This window comes from Moorena sp. SIO4A1, assembly GCF_010672065.1.
Taxonomy (GTDB): Bacteria; Cyanobacteriota; Cyanobacteriia; order Cyanobacteriales; family Coleofasciculaceae; genus Moorena.
In genome coordinates, this window is record NZ_JAAHHX010000007.1 from 343,586 (window position 1) to 360,955 (window position 17,370).

The following is a 17,370-nucleotide window of genomic DNA, read 5'->3' on the forward strand; positions in this document are numbered from 1 at the left end:
TTTATTCCTAACGTTATTCCTAGAGTAGGGGACAATTTCTCCCAGGGTAGATTGCCGAAGTAACGTCTTATCTAAGCTAACTATTTTTTGGCGTCTCCCTGTAGAGCGGGAAACGTTTTGAGCAAATCACCCTGGTGATGGAAAGCACTTCTTTGCTAGCAATCACACAAAGTAATTATTATAGTAGTATACTAATATACCTCATATCTTGCACTAGCCCCCCAAACCTGTGCATAGTAGGGTTATATAGGGGCTATATAAACGTAGACGCTTTCTTCGACTTGCCGTAGGCTAGTCTGACTTCAGTGCGCAAGTTAAGTGTGTAACACCTTATTCGAGCTCCATCGATTATAACTTTCAAATAAGGATATTGACAAGTGCAATTTTGGTTATATTAACTAACTTGTCGTTAATGTCATTAGCCAAATCTTAAAGTAATTTTAGCTAAGCTTCTTATTTATTAGGCCAGTACTGCCGACTATCAGGATAAATTACGAAATTTTTCCCATGACCCATTGTTTGGTAATATTCTCTCCCAGCCACTAAATAGTCACTAAGTAATTACACTAACTTCATCCATTGTGAAAACTAATTTATGTAAGCTTTACACATAATGATAGACAAGCTTGTTAAGATAATGGGCAACGAGTGAATTTTTGGTTAATCTAGTATTGGGAAAGTTTTTCTGTCCCTAGAGGGTGTATGCAAGCTGACTATAGTTACCCTTCACTCTTGGATGTCATGGTGCAATGCAAATGAGAATCCACCCCTCATTTTTTTTCAAATAACTTAAAACCGTTTAATTTTTGAATCTCAGCTCCCATTCATTTCTGAGATATCAAATTCAGGGAAGCAGCTACTACCTAAGTTGATTAGGTAATCTTTACTAGTCACATAACCTATTGTACAGTTTTAGTTAGGGTATGGCTGTTATTTGTTTGGAAAATCGATTTTTAGTTAAAAAAATAATTTCACTTCAATAAAACTTTACGGAATCTACCCTAGCTAGGATGTAGCTAACTATTACGCCAAGGAAATCAATCATTAGTATTGATTTTTTTCATCAATTGATTTACAGCGGATTAGAGAAAAATGAACTCCACCTACATCAATAGCTACAGGCATGATAAAAAACTAAACCCCCTTTCCTTATTGGCTCAATTATCCAGTCGTCATGCCAATGGATGTTTACAAGTATCTAGTGGTTCAGTTTCTTGGTCAATCTATCTAGAAAATGGTAAATTAATCTATGCCTCAAACTCCATCAACCCCTTTGATCGCCTAGACCATTACTTATCTCGTCTAAGTCGTAGAATTACTACCCTTGTTAGTGCCGTTCGGGTTCAGGTTCGTCTGCTCTTTGAAGCCAACTTAAACAGTACTTCAAGTTATCCTTCAGATTACCAAGCAATTTGTTGGTTGGTCAATCAACATTATCTGAATTCCGTTCAGGCAGCAAGTCTAATCGAAGAATTGGCTGAAGAGGTAATAGGTTCTCTGCTGTCAGAGAAAGAAGGAACTTACCAATTACTTGAGACTAACCCATCTGAGGATTTGCCTAAATTTTGTAGGCTTGACCTTCGCACAATTGTTGAACACTGTTACGAACAGTTACAAAATCAGGCCTCTTCTCAATCAAAGCCAGTGAATAATCCCTATAGCTCTCATTCTGTAGTCCCAATCGGAAATTCTACACCATTGAACTCAATTCACGAATCCTCTCTAAATAACTCGGCTCCATTAGAGCAGAGATTTCAGCATCATACCTCGGTTAATCAACAACCAACGTCTACCAGTAAAACTTACAAGATTGCTTGCATTGATGATAGTACAAGTGTTTTAAATGCCATTAACTCCTTCTTGGAAGATAAAAGTTTCTCTGTTGTCATGATTAATGACCCAGTTAGGGCATTAATGCAAGTTATCCGCATTAAGCCTGACCTAATTTTACTCGATGTTGCCATGCCAAACTTAGATGGTTATGAGCTATGTTCTCTGTTACGAAAGCATTCACTTTTTAAACATACCCCAATTATTATGGTAACTGGCAATACTGGTTTCCTAGACCGAGCTAAGGCTAAACTTGTTGGAGCATCTGGTTACTTGACTAAACCGTTTAACCAATCCGATCTCCTCAAGATAGTGTTTAAACATCTCAACTAATCATTGGGTATCTATCTACTTTATATCTATGAAGGATAAAAAGCTGAATTCGGTGTTGATTTATTCAGACATTTAGGGTGGTTTTATAAAAACATATCCCTCTGTTATAGGTTACTATTATAGGTTAGTCTATTGGTTAGACTTTACTTAACCAATATCTTGGCAAACTCAGCAATTATATATCAACTCACCAATGATCGGTCTCCTAACATAGGTTTACTTGTGAATTAATGAATACGTCAGCACTAGCCCATACCCCCCAAACCTGGTCTCAGTTAGCTAGTATAACCAAACCATCTGAAGAACACAATAATATCGGGGATGCTTATCTTAAATTTTTGTTAAATGAACAAACCCCTGCGGTTATATCTATGCATCAAGCCCAGGAAGTTCTAGTCTTGCCCCAAGAGCGTCTGACCCCCATGCCAAATATGCCCCTGTACGTACAGGGGTTGATGAATCGGCGTTCTCGTGTTTTGTGGGTAATTGATCTAGCTCAAATGCTAGGTTTACCGACCGTAGAAACTAATGTTCAACAGTACAACATAGTGACGCTCCGTAATCAGTCAGCGTCTTTAGGGGTTGCAGTCCAAAGCATTGAAGGGGTGTTGCGACTCACACCCGATTGTATTCAATCTCCACTGGGACAAGTGTCATCGGGTTTGGTTCCCTACTTACGGGGATGCGCTTTGCAAGAGCAAGAAATTTTGTTAGTACTAGATGGTTTGGCAATTATGGCTTCATCTCTTTTACACAACACCTAATTTAACGGGAATTGACTTAAACTCAATGCCAGCTGGGAATTGTTGATTGTTAATTTAAAACTACCCTCAAACGATACTTTTTTTTTAGATAATAGATATATCAATGCTTTGATAAAAAATAAGTTGGTAGCCAGGTAATGGTGCTTTTTTATGGTGAAACAATTTGATAAATCAATATATAATAATGAAATTAATCAGGATTTAAATAGTCAAGGGGTAACCAAAGACAGGTATCGTCACCATGCCGAATTGGACTCAGTTATAAATGTGACTAGCACAGAACCAACCCAAAACTCCGATCAGGATGGGGTTGAGCTTATAGGCTCCACTGAACCACCTAGCAGTTCCAAAAGCTCTGGGGGTCTTAAACTCAGCTTAAAAACTAAAGTAACATCATTATTCATCACCCTAGGCACTATTCCTGTACTGCTGATTGGCTCTATTGCCTATCACTTAGCCAACCAATCTATTACCCAAGAAATTTACCAAAAAAACATTGCTAGGGTAGTTAGCCTAGAAGACAACCTCAAGGGCTTCATACAAGACCGCTATGCCGATATTCGATTTCTAGCTACGCTCCCAGTTTTTACTAATTCCAGTCAACAGCAGACCATCTCCCTTTCGGAAAGACAAGCCCTATTATTAAACCGCTACCTAGACATTTACCAGGTCTACGACAGTATAGCTGTTTTCGACTTAACCGGCAAAGTCATTGCCAAATCTAATCAGACTCCTGTAGATAATCCCAGCTCCCGGTCTTATTTTGAGCAGGTGATCAAGACCAAACAACCGGTGATTAGTCAACCAATAAACTCGGATGCGTCTGGTCAGTTATCCCTTTACTTAGCTGCACCGGTACTTGACGAAAATACAAAAGAGCTGGTCGCAGTTATCCAATCCCGGATGCCCATCCAACACCTTCAAGATTCGATCAACCTGATGGGCAGCGATCGCGAAGAACTTTACTTAATCAATACCAGCAACGGTAAAATTTTTCTCTCCAACCAAAGCAATATCGTTAATCAGCCCCTAACCAAGGTATTCCCGGACGCCAAGGAACTGCAAACTGCTGACAAACCTGATAGTCTCGTCACGTCTGATCGGGTCAAAAAGCATCAGGATCTGCTATCCTATACCCCCTTTCGTAAAATCAACGACTTACCCGACCTTCCCTGGGTAGCAGTCATGGCCACCCCAGATGCGATCGCATTTCTGCCCCAGCGACAATTACTCCTCACCCTGACCCTGGGAATCTCCCTGACCACCTTATTAGTTGCTGCAGTAGCTGTCTATCTCGCTAACCGGTTGACCAGTCCCTTGTTAGCAGCTACCAAGGCAGTGAAAGCCCTCGGGGAAGGGCAACTGGATACCCGTTTGGAGCTGGTGGGAACCGATGAGCTGGGGGTACTTGGGTCAAATATCAACCGTATGGCATCTCAGCTACAGACCCTAGTTGCTAAGCAACAAGCTTCCCTAGACAAGGCTCGGTTATTTGCTGATGTTGTCACCCATGCTGCCAAACCTGATCAGAAAGCCCATGCCTTTGATTTAGTGGTAAATGCTGCTAAGGAAAAGTTAGCCGCCGACCGGGTGGTGATCTATTATTTTGACCCAGGCTATCGGGGAACCATTGTGGCTGAAGCGGTAGACTCCCCTTGGCCAAAAGCAATCGCCAACGAAATCACCGATGCTTGTATTCCCAGAAAATTGCTGGAAGCCTATCGCAAGGGAAGGGTTGTGCCCACCAGTGATGTCCAAGCACAGAAATATTCCTCGGGCCATATGCAGTTGTTGAACCGACTGCAAGTCAAGGCAAACCTGGTCGTCCCGATTGTGGGGGTGGATAATCTAATTGGCTTATTGGTAGCCCATCAGTGTTCTAACACTCGAGTATGGCGCACCGATGAGATTGACTTTCTACAGGAATTAGCCACCCACTTAGGACTAGCCTTAAGCAGTGCCAGTCTCGCCACAGTGAAGACCGCCGAAGCCGACCGAGCTGGGCAAGTCATTGAGATTACCTCCGGTATCCGGAAATCCTTCACAGTCGAGGAAATCTACCAGTCAGCCATCAGTGGCATCCGAGAAGCTCTGAAAACCGACCGAGTCCTAGTCTATCTGTTTGACGAAAATTGGCAAGGAACCATTGTCGCCGAATCCGTGGGTCATGGCTGGCCGAAATCCCTAGGAGCAGAAATTGCTGACCCCTGCTTTGCCCACCAATATGTGGAAAAGTATCAGCAGGGTAGAGTTACTGCCTTGGATAACATTTACCAGGCAGACTTGAGTGAGTGTTACTTTGGTCAACTTGAACCGTTTAAAGTCAAAGCTCACCTAGTCGCCCCCATCTTAGGGGAGGACAAATTACTGGGACTGTTGGTCGCCCATCAGTGTTCCGGTACCCGGCATTGGCAAGAATCAGACATCAACTTTTTCACGCAGATGGCGATTCAATTGGGCTTTGCCCTTGAGCAAGCCAAGCTAGTGGACCAGCTCAAACAAGCCCGCATTGCTGCGGAAGTAGTTTCCCAGGAACAACAGCAACAACGGGAAGCCCTACAGTTGCAACTGTTAGAACTGGTTAATAAAGTGGAAGGAGCTGCCCAAGGTGACCTCACGGTAAGGGCTGAGATCCTCAGTGGGGAAATTGGCACTGTGGCTGATTTCTTCAATGCCGTCATCGAAAGTCTAAGAGGGATTGTTACCCAAGTCAAAACTGCTGCTACTGAGGTACACCAGTCTGTTGGGGACAATGCTGGAGCTATTCATCAACTGTCTGAAGCCGCACTCCAACAAACCCAGGAAATCACCGACACCCTAGATTCTGTGGCTCAAATGACTGGTTCTATTCAAGAGGTAGCCTTTAATGCCCGCCAAGCCGCTGCTGTCGCCCATACCGCTGCCAACACCGCCCAAAGCGGCACCTACGCTATTGAGCGCTCTGTTGCCAGTATCCTAATCTTGAGAGATACAATAGCAGAAACTGCCAAAAAAGTCAAGCGCCTCGGGGAATCCTCCCAGCAAATTTCCCAAGTGGTGGCATTTATTAACCAAATTGCCCTGCAAACCAACCTATTGTCGATCAACGCTGGCATAGAAGCTGCCCGAGCTGGAGAAGAGGGGCAAGGATTTGCAGTGGTTGCCGAAGAAGTTGGAGAACTCGCTGCTCGCGCTGCCACGGCCACTAAAGAAATTGAACAAATTGTAGATAACATCCAACAAGGCACCTCCGAAGTGGTGGAAGCCATGGAACTGGGGACTACCCAAGTGGTCGAAGGCACCTATCTAGTTCAAGAAGCCAAAGACAGTTTTGGTCAAATCCTCAACGTCTCCACCCAAATCGACCAATTCATTCAATCCATATTCCAAGCTACCGTTTCCCAAGCGGAAACCTCAAGCGCTGTGACCAACGTAATGAAAGACATTGCCCAAATCTCAGAACGCACCTACGAGTCAACAGAACATATCTCCCACTCCCTCCAAGACACTGTCAGTATTGCTGAAGAATTACAAACATCGGTTGGCAAGTTTAAAGTTGATCAGAATTATGACTAATGACCACTAACCACTAACCACTAACCACTAACCACTAACCACTACACATGTCACAGGACAAAGAACTGGAAATTCAGCTACAGTTTCTCGAAGAGGCAAAGGAATACTTAGATACCATTGAATCGGTGCTGCTGGGTTTAGCCAGCGCTGCCATTGATAGTCAGAAAATGGATGGGATTCTGCGAGCGGTTCATTCTGTCAAAGGGGGAGCTGGGATGATGGGATATGGCACCTTGAGTCACCTAACTCACCGTTTAGAGGATTCATTTAAAGTTCTCAAGGCTAAGAAAAATGCGATCGCAATCGAAAACCAACTCGAAAGTCTACTCCTACAGGGGGTAGACTGTCTGCGCCAGGTACTCGAGATCAACCGCCAGGGCAATCGGGTAGACTCCCAGTGGCTAGAAACCATAGCTAACCCAGTATTTGATCAACTGCACGATATTCTAGGGGACCCGGTCGCAGATGATGCAACTACTATGCTGGGAGCAGAGGATGGCACTAATGTGACTGCCATGCTGTTTGAAACAGAAGTGGAAGGGTGTCTAGCTCGCCTAGAAGGGGTATTAGCAGACCCCGAAAAGCCCTGCTTGCTAGAAGAAGTGTCCATCATGGCTCAAGAATTAGGCGGGTTAGGAGAAATGCTGCAGCTTGAGGCTTTTAGCCAGTTGTGCGAAGACATCAATCACCAGCTAGAAGCTGCCCCAGACCAAGTGGAAGCGATCGCCCAACAAGCTCTAATGCTGTGGCGGCAATCCCAGGCGTTGGTACTGGTGGGTCAACTGACTCATTTACCCCGCCGCCTCGAAGCTAGGGAGTTTCAGGAGAATGAAGGAGGAGCTACAGACCCAGGGGTGCCAGAGGAAGCTATATTAGTTGGGGAATTGGAAACCGATCAGCCAGAACTACTCGGACAAGGGGATGAGGCATACCAGGAAGACCAGCCAGACCAGCCAGACCAGCCAGACCAGCCAGACCAGCCAGACCAGCCAGACCAGCCAGACCAGCCAGATCAAGGGGAAGTAAAGGTATTTCAATGGGTGGATAGCAATCCCAAGATTTCTTCCCCCTCTCCCTTGTCTTCTCCCCCTCCCTTGTCTTCCCCCCCTTGCCCTGAACCCATCTTCGTGAGGGAGAACAATCAGGAAGACTCCTCAAAAGACCCACACCAGGAAAATACTGTGCGCATTCCTGTGCGACAGTTGGATCGACTCAATGACTTGTTTGGAGAACTGACTATCGAGCGCAATGGTCTTTCCCTGCAACTGGGACGACTGCGCACCCTAGTATACAACCTCAGCCGCCGGGTCAAGATTCTCGAAGCCTCCAATCACAAGCTGCGCACATCTTATGACCAGATTGCCACCCCAAGAGGAATGACAGGAAGACAGGGGGATGGGGAAACCAGCAAATCCGAGGGACTGTTGCTGCCATCTTCCGTATCTTCTCCCGCCGCTTCTGACGCTTCCTCTGCTTCCTCTACTTCCCTAGCTATTACTGTTCAAGGGTTTGATGCCTTAGAGATGGATTCCTACAGCGACTTGCACCTGCTATCAAGGGAGGTGATGGAAACCATTGTTCAAATCGAAGAAGTCACCAGCGACTTGGAATTGACCCTAGACGATACTGATAGCATTGCCCATGAATTAAACAAAACTGCCAAGCAGCTGCAAACCAATCTGACTCAGGTTCGGATGCGTCCCTTATCTGATTTAGTGGGACGATTTTCCCGAGCTTTGCGGGACTTGTGTGTGGAGCATGGCAAACAAGTAGAACTCAAGGTAGTGGGGAAAGGTACCCTGATTGACCGCACCATCCTGGAAACCCTGAGTGACCCCCTCATGCATTTATTGCGCAATGCCTTCGACCACGGCATTGAAGACCCTAGCACCCGTCAGGCTATGGGGAAACCGCCAAAGGGAACTATTGAAATCAAAGCCATCCACAGGGGGAACCAGACCCAGCTTACCCTCCGTGATGATGGCAAAGGCATTAATTTAACTAAAATCCGAGCCAGAGCAGAGGAAATGGGATTAGACCAGGAGCTGCTCGCCAGCGCCAGTGACCAGGAATTGCTGTCTCTGATTTTTGAACCCGGATTTAGTACGGCTGATCAAGTCACCGACCTATCTGGTCGTGGTGTGGGGATGGATGTAGTGCGCAACAACCTCAAGCAAATCCGGGGGAATATCCGAGTCGATACCCAACCCGGTTGGGGAACCACCTTTACCCTCACCGTCCCCTTTACCCTATCGGTAGCACGCATCCTGCTAGTGGAAAGTAACGGCATGCTCTTGGCATTTCCCATCGATGTGATTCAAGAGATGCTGATGCTCAAATCCCAGCAAATCATAACCACCCTAGGCAACGAAGTCATCAACTGGCAAGGGAAAATGGTGTCCCTGATTCGCATGAAAAAGTGGCTGAAATTTTACTGTCGCCGTCGGGTCACCACCCTAGAAGAAACCCCGAGCATCAACGAACCTACTATTCTAATTATCAATCAAGCCGAGCAATTAATCGGCCTGTGTGTAGACCGCTCCTGGGGAGAGCGAGAAGTCACCGTGCGTCAAGTAGAAGGAACCCTAGGGTTACCTGATGGATTTAGCGGCTGTACCATTCTCGGCAACGGTCGAGTGGTTCCTCTGGTAGACGCCAACGCCATGCTACGCTGGATAATCAGTTGTCAGCGCACCACTAACCTAGAGAGTTTATCCCCACAACATTGCCCCACCTCAAAGGGATTTGTGGAGCAACAACCTCCCTCAATCGGTATACAACCAAGTACCAAAGACACCATCTTAATCATTGATGACTCGATTAACGTGCGCCGGATGTTGGCATTGGGGTTAGAAAAAGCTGGGTATATTGTAGAACATGCCAAAGATGGTCAGGATGGGATAGAAAAACTGCTTCGGGGATTAGAGGTGAAAGCCATTATTTGTGACATCGAAATGCCCCGGCTGGATGGCTACGGCTTTTTAACTCGGGTCAAAGTAGAGCCGAGCTTAAAGACTTTACCCATTATTATGCTCACCTCCCGGAGTGGCTCTAAGCATCGCCAACTAGCTATGACTTTAGGGGCATCTGCCTATTTTTATAAGCCTTACAATGAGCGGGAGTTATTGAAAACTTTAAATGAAATTATGGTAGAAGACGTATTGATTTAATATTGCTGGTAAGATCATGTCCGACAGAGTATGCGATCGCGAAGCGTGGCCTTAGGCCAATCGCATTCGCTAGTTTTGCGTTGTTTATTTTGCGTTGTTTATTTTGCGTTGTTTGTTTTCCGTTGTTTTTGAATGAGTACACACAGCTTTTGAGATCTCCTGCATCGATCCCTTTCCCTAAAAAAAAATAAGAGAGCCGTCTTCAAGCTCTCTTGATCATCAGGGTGCATCTACATAATCAAAATATAGCCATTAATATGAGGGGTGTCACCCCTCATATTAATCAGTAATTTACTCAACAGTATTAGTAGTCCATATTGGATCGGGATGGGGCTGATAAATTACAATGTTGCCATCATCCTGGAGCATGAGGTAAGCACCTAGACTCCCACTAGTACCAGAAGACCAAAGTGCCTCAGGGTATCCATAGGTAACAAAATTGCCATCATCCTGCATGATGGTTCTACTCACTGCTTTGCCATGTTGCCCGTTAGCCCACAAAGGGAGTCCAGAACCGTTGTAGAGAACGAGGTTTCCATCTTCTTGCTGAATGAACTTGTATTGACCATTCGGAGAGGTTATGAAATCACCTCTTTTGAGTTCTTCACCTGGGTAAAGTGTAGTTTTAGCTAGTGCAGTGGCAGGGCTGGTTAGAAATAGTGTTGTAACCAAGCACAGTGCTACCAATAGCGTAATTAACAACTTCTTCATCAGAGTCTTTTTAATCCCTAAGTCAGCTCTAAGATTTTCTTCGAGTATAGTAGCAAAAAATACAGAATGCACATCAGATCTAAAGGATTTGTCAAGTAATGCAAGCTAACAAAATGCTTAACATATAAATCAAAAAAAAAATCCATATCATCCCATGCCCTAATTTACCCATTTATCCCTATACCTAGGCTCAAATTGGATTGCGGAAGAGTTACTGAGGGTGGGATATTCTCGAATCAATAATTAGTACAGGGCTTACACAGCAAGACCCTTAAAACCAGGTTTCTCTTATAAGTCAAAGGCTGAAATCGGTGTAATGACCCTCAATAAACGGGTTTGCGCCGTAAGTCCTATAGGATTTCTCGAACGTTACGAATTCATAGGCTTTTTAAACAAATTTTAAGTTTAGCAAATTTCTCTGAACAGAGTCTACCAAAAGTTCAGCCAAGTTGATACATTAATCATAGGCACACAAACCAATCGGAATTCAGGACTGTGCCTCCTGTCCTGAAGAACTTACAGCCCTAAAAACTTAGTCGTAGAGATTAACAAGACATGTAGGGTAAGGTAGGCGTTAAATCAGCATGAATGGGAGTAATTGAGTTTAATTACCACCTACCCTAGACAACTGAAACCATGTCTAGCCCTAATTGGTAGATGTTTTAACTAGCTAGTGGTAATGATCTGAAGCATCTTTGTTCAGTATCTTTAGGCTAGCCAAACTGCTAAAACATCAAAAGCCAAACCACTCAGGAAAGTAAGTAATGGAGGAATATACTTTTTTGTTGAGCGTCGGCTGTAAGACTGTGTAAACCCTAGCTAGATATTTTGTTGAATAAGTATAGCCATGAACCAGGTACCGCTACCTGGTTCATGTTCGTTTTAGCCACTATCAAAAGAAACCTAACACTTTACTAATTAAACAGCCACCCCTTTTTCAGCTCGATCGGCCTCCCTTAGGGCGCGTTATGCTGCCTCTAACACACCAATCTAACTCTGTGCCTGTAAAATTGCGATCGCTATTCTTGCATCCCGGCATACAACAAACGTGCAAATAGCCGTACCCCATCATCCTGCTTCAGCTCTTCATAGGAAGGGGGCTGCCGCAAACCCACCACCCGCAGATCTGCCAGCAATTCCGGATGAAACTGACAGGTAAACGATCGCCGAACGGTTTTACTTTCAAAATCTCTGTAATTGATGCAAGTGGCAGAACACTCTGTCAACACCTCATCATCATCATCCGCCGTCGAGCACAAAATTTCAACAGCATCAGGGAGCTGGATAAGCCAAGACAAAGCACTATTCGCCACAATGTGACGGCTGGGAATGAGAGCATCATGAATTAACCGATACGCCCAGTTTGCAAATAAGATTGCCTCTTCGTTCACCTCGTCCGAATGAAACATTGCAATGTTGAGTTCATGCTCATAGGCAATCGACGTATCAATCACCCCTTCGTGCTCATCAGCGGTAATCTCATGGGCAACAATCAGTGCCTCAGGAACACCGGAGGTCTCATGGTCAGGGGATTCATACTGCCGCAGCTGGCGATCACCAATCTCTTTTGCTTCGTTGTGAGCCACCGCAAACTCCTGATGCTCCCAATTGTCTGCCACCACACGGCCATCCCGCTTCTTGATGACCAGGGATTGCCCTACTGCCTGGATTTCTTGACAGATACGTTGTAAAGCCCTCAAAGCCTTGCCATTGCCATCCCCCTCCAAAACATCTAGAGCTAACACTTCCCTGACTGCCCGACGAATCAGGCTGATGTGAGCCTGAGCCGCAAGCTGGTGCCCTAAACAAATAAATATGGCAGGTGCGCTTGCAGGAGTCCGAGACAGGAGAATTTGCTCAGATAGACGGAGAAGATCCTGATGGGAGCAACTTGCCCCTGCAAAGGTAGAGGGATTCCGGAGAGATGGATCCCCCCCCTCTACCACAATTGCCAATCCTGAGCTGATGACGGGGATCAGTCGCTCCAAATCTAACGGACCTGAGGCCCAATAGGGAAAGAGAATTGAATCACAGTCAGCAACTTTTTGCGCCAAATAAGCCACATTAACCGAGGCACGGACCTCCTCACCTAGGGGGTTACAGCCCACATGTTTCCAGGGTTCAATAATTGCGATCGCATGTCGAAACAACTGAGGATTTGCTATCAACGCCGCAAAAGCTTCTGGAGAGTCGATCACTTTTTCGAATGGCTGCCCCTTGCCCCATTCACAGCTGGGATTGTCGGACAGTAAAGAGCCAGTCGATAGAGGATTAGAGGAATGGCGATCGGCCAAAAACCCTCCCAAAAGAATGTGAACGGACTCAAACTGAGAGCCACTATAGCTCAGATAACCTGGCTTGAGTCGCCAGTTACTTGGTGGTGACTGAGTAATCATAAGAATAATTTCACATTGTCTTCAGTATCTTTGTCTTCTCGACCCCGACAAGAATCGGTTCCTAAGAAACCAAGTCTTAGGCCATTGAAGATAGCGGTGCGACACCGACTACCAGGTAAAAACAAATTACAACACCCCCCAGAGGTTATGCTGGGGTAAATGGTGTGGGATTTGCTGGCTTTAAATCAGTATCGATAAGCACTCAATGAAAGTATCACACTTAGGGACAAGTGTCAAAGTTTCGCGCCTTAAAAACTGAATAACCGTGACGGTGGTTGTTTGTGTGTTTGGCTTTCCCCCCAGGGCAAACACATCTAAATAAATTAGATTGACAAATCTCCGCCCAGCCGCAACCGATAGAACGCAACAGATAGAACTATTCAAGCAACAGCTCCACCAGCTCAAAAACCGTTCCGCCAAAAACAGGGATGGGGAGAGACTTTATCCCATCACAGGCTGGTGGTAGTCTGCCTGGATTACAGAAAAGGTTCAAGTTGGGATTGGGCAACCACTGGGATTGGGCAACTACAACAACAGCAATTGCAACACCTACTGAATTAAACTCCTTGAGACTATAACTATCTTATCGGTCTGGGAAAGGATGATGCTCCACAAGAGTTGCTACATCTCATTGACAGAGTTTATAGTTAGATAAATCTAACCAAAAAGCTACTCTGGCAAATAGTTAAAACTTGAACATTCCAGATCATGATTGGTAAAAATTGTAATCAACTTAGTTTTACCATAACCAATTTTTTATCGATATTGTAATCACTTCCCGCTTGAAACCAGGGATTTATGTTTATGTAATTATCATTGTTATACTTATCTTCAATACTAGTTGTTTATAGAAATATATAATCCATAATTTAAACTTGCTTTATTAAAGCTAATTCAATGTCCTTGTCAAAAAAGTAGCCAGGGTAAAACTTATGATTTATCATCTGTAGTTATCAATTAAAATAGGTATTTAGGAATCTTTTCTGGAGCAATAATTTAATTTTTATCTAGTTTAATTCTTCACTTCGTTATAATTTCAAGTTCAATTTAAACAATCAATAAAATTACCTAAAATGTAATTACTATTCTATTGAATATAGACTGTACTGTGTATAAAACAAATTTTAAAAACTAAGAGCTTCGTGTCTTTGATTTCCTTCCTAGCACCCCTTGAAACAACTCGGCTTTTTTAAGGGGGATGGAAGGGGGTTAATTAGGCAGAGGGAGTAAGCATTCAGCGGTCAGCGCTCAGCGGTCAGCTTATTTTATTCAAGTGCGACCCGTGGCGAATTTAATAATTAGATGCGGAAAGCGCACCTAAGCATCTCAAGTAGCGTGGCCACAGGCCTTTAGCTGATAGCTGATAGCTGATAGCTGATAGCTGATAGCTGATAGCTGATAGCTTACCAGAGGGATTTAGGGTAATCATAATTTTTTGACAAACAATCTATTAGCAACAACCCCAATACTTCTGTAACTACTACAGGACATGGTTGATTGCTCTTATTCACAAGGATCCTTCTTTATACTATGTTGTATTCACCAAAAGCTATAGTAAAAGAACTGGCTTCAACGCCTACTACACTATGCTAGAATCTGGAAAAGTCCTCCAAAATCGCTATTACCTCCAGCAGCAGCTGAATGACAATCCAGTGCGCCAGACTTGGCTAGCACTGGATTCCGAGTCTGACACACAAGTCGTAGTCAAGCTTTTGGCTTTAGGTGGTCCCGTACAATGGGACGATTTGAAACTATTTGAGCGGGAAGCGCAAGTTCTCAAACAACTGGATCATCCTCGGATTCCCAAGTATCGGGATTATTTTTCCCTCGATGAGAGTATCCTATGGTTTGGACTGGTTCAGGAGTATATCCCTGGTCTATCCCTGAAACAGCAACAGTCTCAAGGGTTTAGATTCTCTCAGCAGCAGGTAAATACTATCGCAGCTGATATTTTAGAAATTCTTCAGTACTTACATCAGCTCAACCCCCCAGTCTTACACCGAGATATCAAGCCAAGCAATCTAATTTGGGGTGAGGACGAGCAGGTATATTTAATCGATTTTGGAGCAGTGCAGGCTCAACCAACTACTGCGGGTGCCACATTTACAGTGGTGGGAACCTATGGTTATACTCCCATGGAACAGTTTGGGGGTCAAGCTGTGCCTGCTTCTGATTTGTATGCCTTAGGGGTGACCTTGATTGAACTGCTGACTGGAGTGGCACCTGCTGAGTTACCTCAGGAAAATTTGCGGATTCAATTTCGTCAACTACTCGGTTCTACTGTTGAGCCTGGCTTGGTGACCTGGCTAGAAAAAATTACAGAACCAGCTGTGGAGCGCCGCTTCAGTGATGCTAAACAAGCTACTGAAGCCCTATACACTAACCCAGTGGTTCCATCAAACAACACCTCCCCAACTGGTCTGCCAGACACTGTTGTCCGTATTCATAAATCAGCAGAACAACTGATCATTGATATCCCCTCTCACTGGGAAATGATAGTGATGAAACCCTTCAAACATGCCCTAAAACAAGCTAGAGGGGTGGTAAAGGGGGTATTTTCTTACTCCCTACAGCGATTCAAGACCTTAGAAAAGTCTAGGCAAAACCGGATATTAGTTGGTGTTGGGTTGGGAGTAGTCGTAGCAATTTTACTTGACTTATTTAAGCACCTTATTCTTCAAATATTAGTAATTTTATTAGCAATTCCAGTATCATTACTGCCTTTAGCTATCCCAATTTTTTTAGTGATGTGGATAACATCATTAAACTCTGAAAAAGACTTTTCTGAGGCAGTTCGTATTTGTTTTGATAACAAAAAATTTGAAATTATTAAGGCATCCTTGAGCCGCAAAAAATGGGATCGAGGAGAAAACTCACAAATTAAAGAAGTTTATATTACTGCCTATCGGGATGCACAAGGCAGATACCATCGGGGGATTGCGATCACTACTCAGGTAGAACGACCATCACCCTTTGGTCAAAAATCCCAAACTTACATCTTTGGCGAACAATTACCAGAAGCTGAATTGAATTGGTTAGTTGAAGAAATCCGAGCTTGGTTGGATGTCAAATCTAGTGATTCATCACCAAGTCCAGAAGGTTGAAGGTTGTTCGCGTAGCGTGGCCGAAAGGCCAAGGTTAAAGGTTGAAGGTTGTTCGCGTAGCGTGGCCGAAAGGCCAAGGTTGAAGGTTGAAGGTTGTTCGCGTAGCGTGGCCGAAAGGCCAAGGTTGAAGGCAAAATACAAAACCAATCAATACCGAAATTCAGCAACGCGCCCGTTGGGTAATTGGAGTTGAATGATGGTGATTTCAAATGCGATCGCACAAATTAAGGTCCCACTACCAAATGCCATGATGGCAGCAGAAACAGTGCGGTTTGGCTGCCAGAAAACCCCAACTAAGGCTCCCAATGCCAAACTCGAAGCTCCTAATATACCTTGAAAAAATGCGGCGGTTGCCATAGGCGGCTGGCTGCTTCCAATACTGCTTATTTTATAGCTCCATACAATAGCTCGATACCAAGTATAAAGTCTGAAGACAAAAAGCATGGATCCCAAAAAATTCAGCCTTGGCCAAGGCCAAGGCCAAAAGGCCACGGTACGCGAATGGCCACGCTACGGGAACATACTTCATCCTTCATCCTTTCGTTGGTAGGTCATGATGGATAGAGGAATACCCAATACTGTAGTTGCTAGTTTGGACAAGCCAAACTTAACTTTAAGGGATTTGGGTAAGTCTTGCCAGGATACTGACACAAAACCGAAACGGTTGTAAAATGCCGTCAGCCAACCCATACATTCGAGATAAAGAGGCTGAGTTGCCTCTTTGATTAGATTTTCCATCAGATAACTCCCCAAGCCCCGATTGCGCCACTTAGGTGCCACAACCAAACTCCCCAATTCTTGGGCATCGGGAAAGTTGCGCAATTGTCCACAAGCCACCACACGCCCCTCAAATTCAATCACCCGAAACTGGGTCCAACGTAACTGGGTAGGCTCTAGTTTAGCAATCAGAATTAATTTCAGAATTGCCCAGGTATCCTTAGCACAGGCAGGGCGGAAAATGCATCCTGGTGGTAACGATGGAGATGGTTTAGTCATCAGCTGTTGTAAATTGAATTTTTGTTTATGGTTGACCATCAACCGTCAACCGTCAACCGTCAACCGTCAAATCTCAACAAAAAACGACTCCACAAAAAACGACTCCACAACAGACCGTCAGCCTGTAAATTTATCAGTTACCAATTTCATAGGTCAGTTGTGATCTCCGTCAGCCCTGACCCAATAAAATTATTGCTACACTCAAAGAAAATTCTGAGTGAATGCAAGAGACTGCTCAATATTCCTGTGCCTATTGTGGTGAAACCAATTTGACCTTTGTTGATCTAAGCGCTGGTGAACAGCAATCCTATATCGAAGATTGTCAAGTGTGCTGTCGTCCAAACATTTTGTATGTAAGGGTAGATCAAGAAACTCTCGATATTGAGATTGACAGCGATTATGATGGCTAACTAAAAGGCAGATTGACCCAAGTTCACTCTTGGTAAGGATTTATCATTAGATTTGTGGCTAGCATGGTGCGTCTACCCAAGACCTTGCTACTGATAGGGAC

At 44.5% G+C, this 17,370-nt stretch carries 12 protein-coding genes; 7 read left to right on the forward strand and 5 right to left on the reverse strand.

Annotation, left to right across the window (positions count from 1 at the left end; genetic code table 11):
* Positions 1 to 1,092: 1,092 nt before the first annotated feature.
* The 4 genes from F6K53_RS08095 (at position 1,093) to F6K53_RS08110 (ending at position 9,652) form a co-directional block, all read left to right on the forward strand.
* The gene (locus F6K53_RS08095) at positions 1,093 to 2,163 is read left to right on the forward strand and encodes a response regulator (protein WP_293047221.1); all 1,071 of its coding nucleotides are present in this window, start codon (positions 1,093 to 1,095) and stop codon (positions 2,161 to 2,163) included.
* A 230-nt stretch (positions 2,164 to 2,393) separates the two neighbouring features.
* Positions 2,394 to 2,927 carry a chemotaxis protein CheW gene (locus F6K53_RS08100; RefSeq protein ID WP_293064374.1) on the forward strand — a complete coding sequence of 178 codons (534 nt, stop codon included), beginning with the start codon at positions 2,394 to 2,396 and terminating at the stop codon, positions 2,925 to 2,927.
* 150 nt (positions 2,928 to 3,077) lie between these two features.
* Positions 3,078 to 6,482 (forward strand): GAF domain-containing protein, encoded by a 3,405-nt coding sequence (locus F6K53_RS08105; RefSeq protein ID WP_293064371.1) that lies wholly within the window; start codon positions 3,078 to 3,080, stop codon positions 6,480 to 6,482.
* Between the two features lie 47 nt (positions 6,483 to 6,529).
* Positions 6,530 to 9,652 carry a response regulator gene (locus F6K53_RS08110; RefSeq protein WP_293064368.1) on the forward strand — a complete coding sequence of 1,041 codons (3,123 nt, stop codon included), beginning with the start codon at positions 6,530 to 6,532 and terminating at the stop codon, positions 9,650 to 9,652.
* Between the two features lie 291 nt (positions 9,653 to 9,943).
* On the opposite strand, the gene F6K53_RS08115 is transcribed toward F6K53_RS08110, so the two are convergent.
* Positions 9,944 to 10,435, reverse strand: coding sequence for a hypothetical protein (locus F6K53_RS08115; protein WP_293064365.1), 492 nt, complete (start codon positions 10,433 to 10,435; stop codon positions 9,944 to 9,946).
* Between the two features lie 947 nt (positions 10,436 to 11,382).
* Positions 11,383 to 12,759 (reverse strand): hypothetical protein, encoded by a 1,377-nt coding sequence (locus tag F6K53_RS08120; RefSeq protein ID WP_293064362.1) that lies wholly within the window; start codon positions 12,757 to 12,759, stop codon positions 11,383 to 11,385.
* A 428-nt stretch (positions 12,760 to 13,187) separates the two neighbouring features.
* On the opposite strand from F6K53_RS08120, the gene F6K53_RS08125 reads away from it, so the two are divergent.
* On the forward strand, positions 13,188 to 13,337 hold the full coding sequence (locus tag F6K53_RS08125; RefSeq protein ID WP_158069500.1) for a hypothetical protein: 150 nt from the start codon (positions 13,188 to 13,190) through the stop codon (positions 13,335 to 13,337).
* Between the two features lie 1,008 nt (positions 13,338 to 14,345).
* Positions 14,346 to 15,863 carry a serine/threonine-protein kinase gene (locus F6K53_RS08130; RefSeq protein WP_293064358.1) on the forward strand — a complete coding sequence of 506 codons (1,518 nt, stop codon included), beginning with the start codon at positions 14,346 to 14,348 and terminating at the stop codon, positions 15,861 to 15,863.
* Here F6K53_RS08130 and F6K53_RS08135 read toward each other — a convergent pair.
* From F6K53_RS08135 to F6K53_RS08145, 3 genes are all read right to left on the reverse strand, one after another.
* A complete protein-coding gene (locus F6K53_RS08135) occupies positions 15,843 to 16,010 on the reverse strand; it encodes a hypothetical protein (protein ID WP_293064355.1) in 168 nt (55 codons plus the stop codon). The genes F6K53_RS08130 and F6K53_RS08135 overlap by 21 nt on opposite strands.
* Positions 16,011 to 16,220: a hypothetical protein gene (locus F6K53_RS08140; RefSeq protein WP_293017529.1), complete on the reverse strand. Its 210-nt coding sequence runs from the start codon at positions 16,218 to 16,220 to the stop codon at positions 16,011 to 16,013.
* A 168-nt stretch (positions 16,221 to 16,388) separates the two neighbouring features.
* A complete protein-coding gene (locus F6K53_RS08145) occupies positions 16,389 to 16,859 on the reverse strand; it encodes a GNAT family N-acetyltransferase (RefSeq protein ID WP_293017528.1) in 471 nt (156 codons plus the stop codon).
* A 221-nt stretch (positions 16,860 to 17,080) separates the two neighbouring features.
* Here F6K53_RS08145 and F6K53_RS08150 point away from each other — a divergent pair, with 221 nt between their 5' ends.
* A complete protein-coding gene (locus tag F6K53_RS08150; protein ID WP_071103615.1) occupies positions 17,081 to 17,269 on the forward strand; it encodes a CPXCG motif-containing cysteine-rich protein in 189 nt (62 codons plus the stop codon).
* Positions 17,270 to 17,370: the final 101 nt, after the last annotated feature.

Bases quoted from the DNA above. Each gene is read 5' to 3' on its own strand.
- F6K53_RS08110 (WP_293064368.1), top strand. From the start codon at position 6,530: ATGTCACAGGACAAAGAACTGGAAATTCAGCTACAGTTTCTCGAAGAG.
- F6K53_RS08140 (WP_293017529.1), bottom strand. From the start codon at position 16,220: ATGGCAACCGCCGCATTTTTTCAAGGTATATTAGGAGCTTCGAGTTTG.
- F6K53_RS08095 (WP_293047221.1), top strand. From the start codon at position 1,093: ATGAACTCCACCTACATCAATAGCTACAGGCATGATAAAAAACTAAAC.
- F6K53_RS08125 (WP_158069500.1), top strand. From the start codon at position 13,188: ATGGGGAGAGACTTTATCCCATCACAGGCTGGTGGTAGTCTGCCTGGA.
- F6K53_RS08105 (WP_293064371.1), top strand. From the start codon at position 3,078: ATGGTGAAACAATTTGATAAATCAATATATAATAATGAAATTAATCAG.
- F6K53_RS08100 (WP_293064374.1), top strand. From the start codon at position 2,394: ATGAATACGTCAGCACTAGCCCATACCCCCCAAACCTGGTCTCAGTTA.
- F6K53_RS08145 (WP_293017528.1), bottom strand. From the start codon at position 16,859: ATGACTAAACCATCTCCATCGTTACCACCAGGATGCATTTTCCGCCCT.
- F6K53_RS08120 (WP_293064362.1), bottom strand. From the start codon at position 12,759: ATGATTACTCAGTCACCACCAAGTAACTGGCGACTCAAGCCAGGTTAT.
- F6K53_RS08130 (WP_293064358.1), top strand. From the start codon at position 14,346: ATGCTAGAATCTGGAAAAGTCCTCCAAAATCGCTATTACCTCCAGCAG.
- F6K53_RS08150 (WP_071103615.1), top strand. From the start codon at position 17,081: ATGCAAGAGACTGCTCAATATTCCTGTGCCTATTGTGGTGAAACCAAT.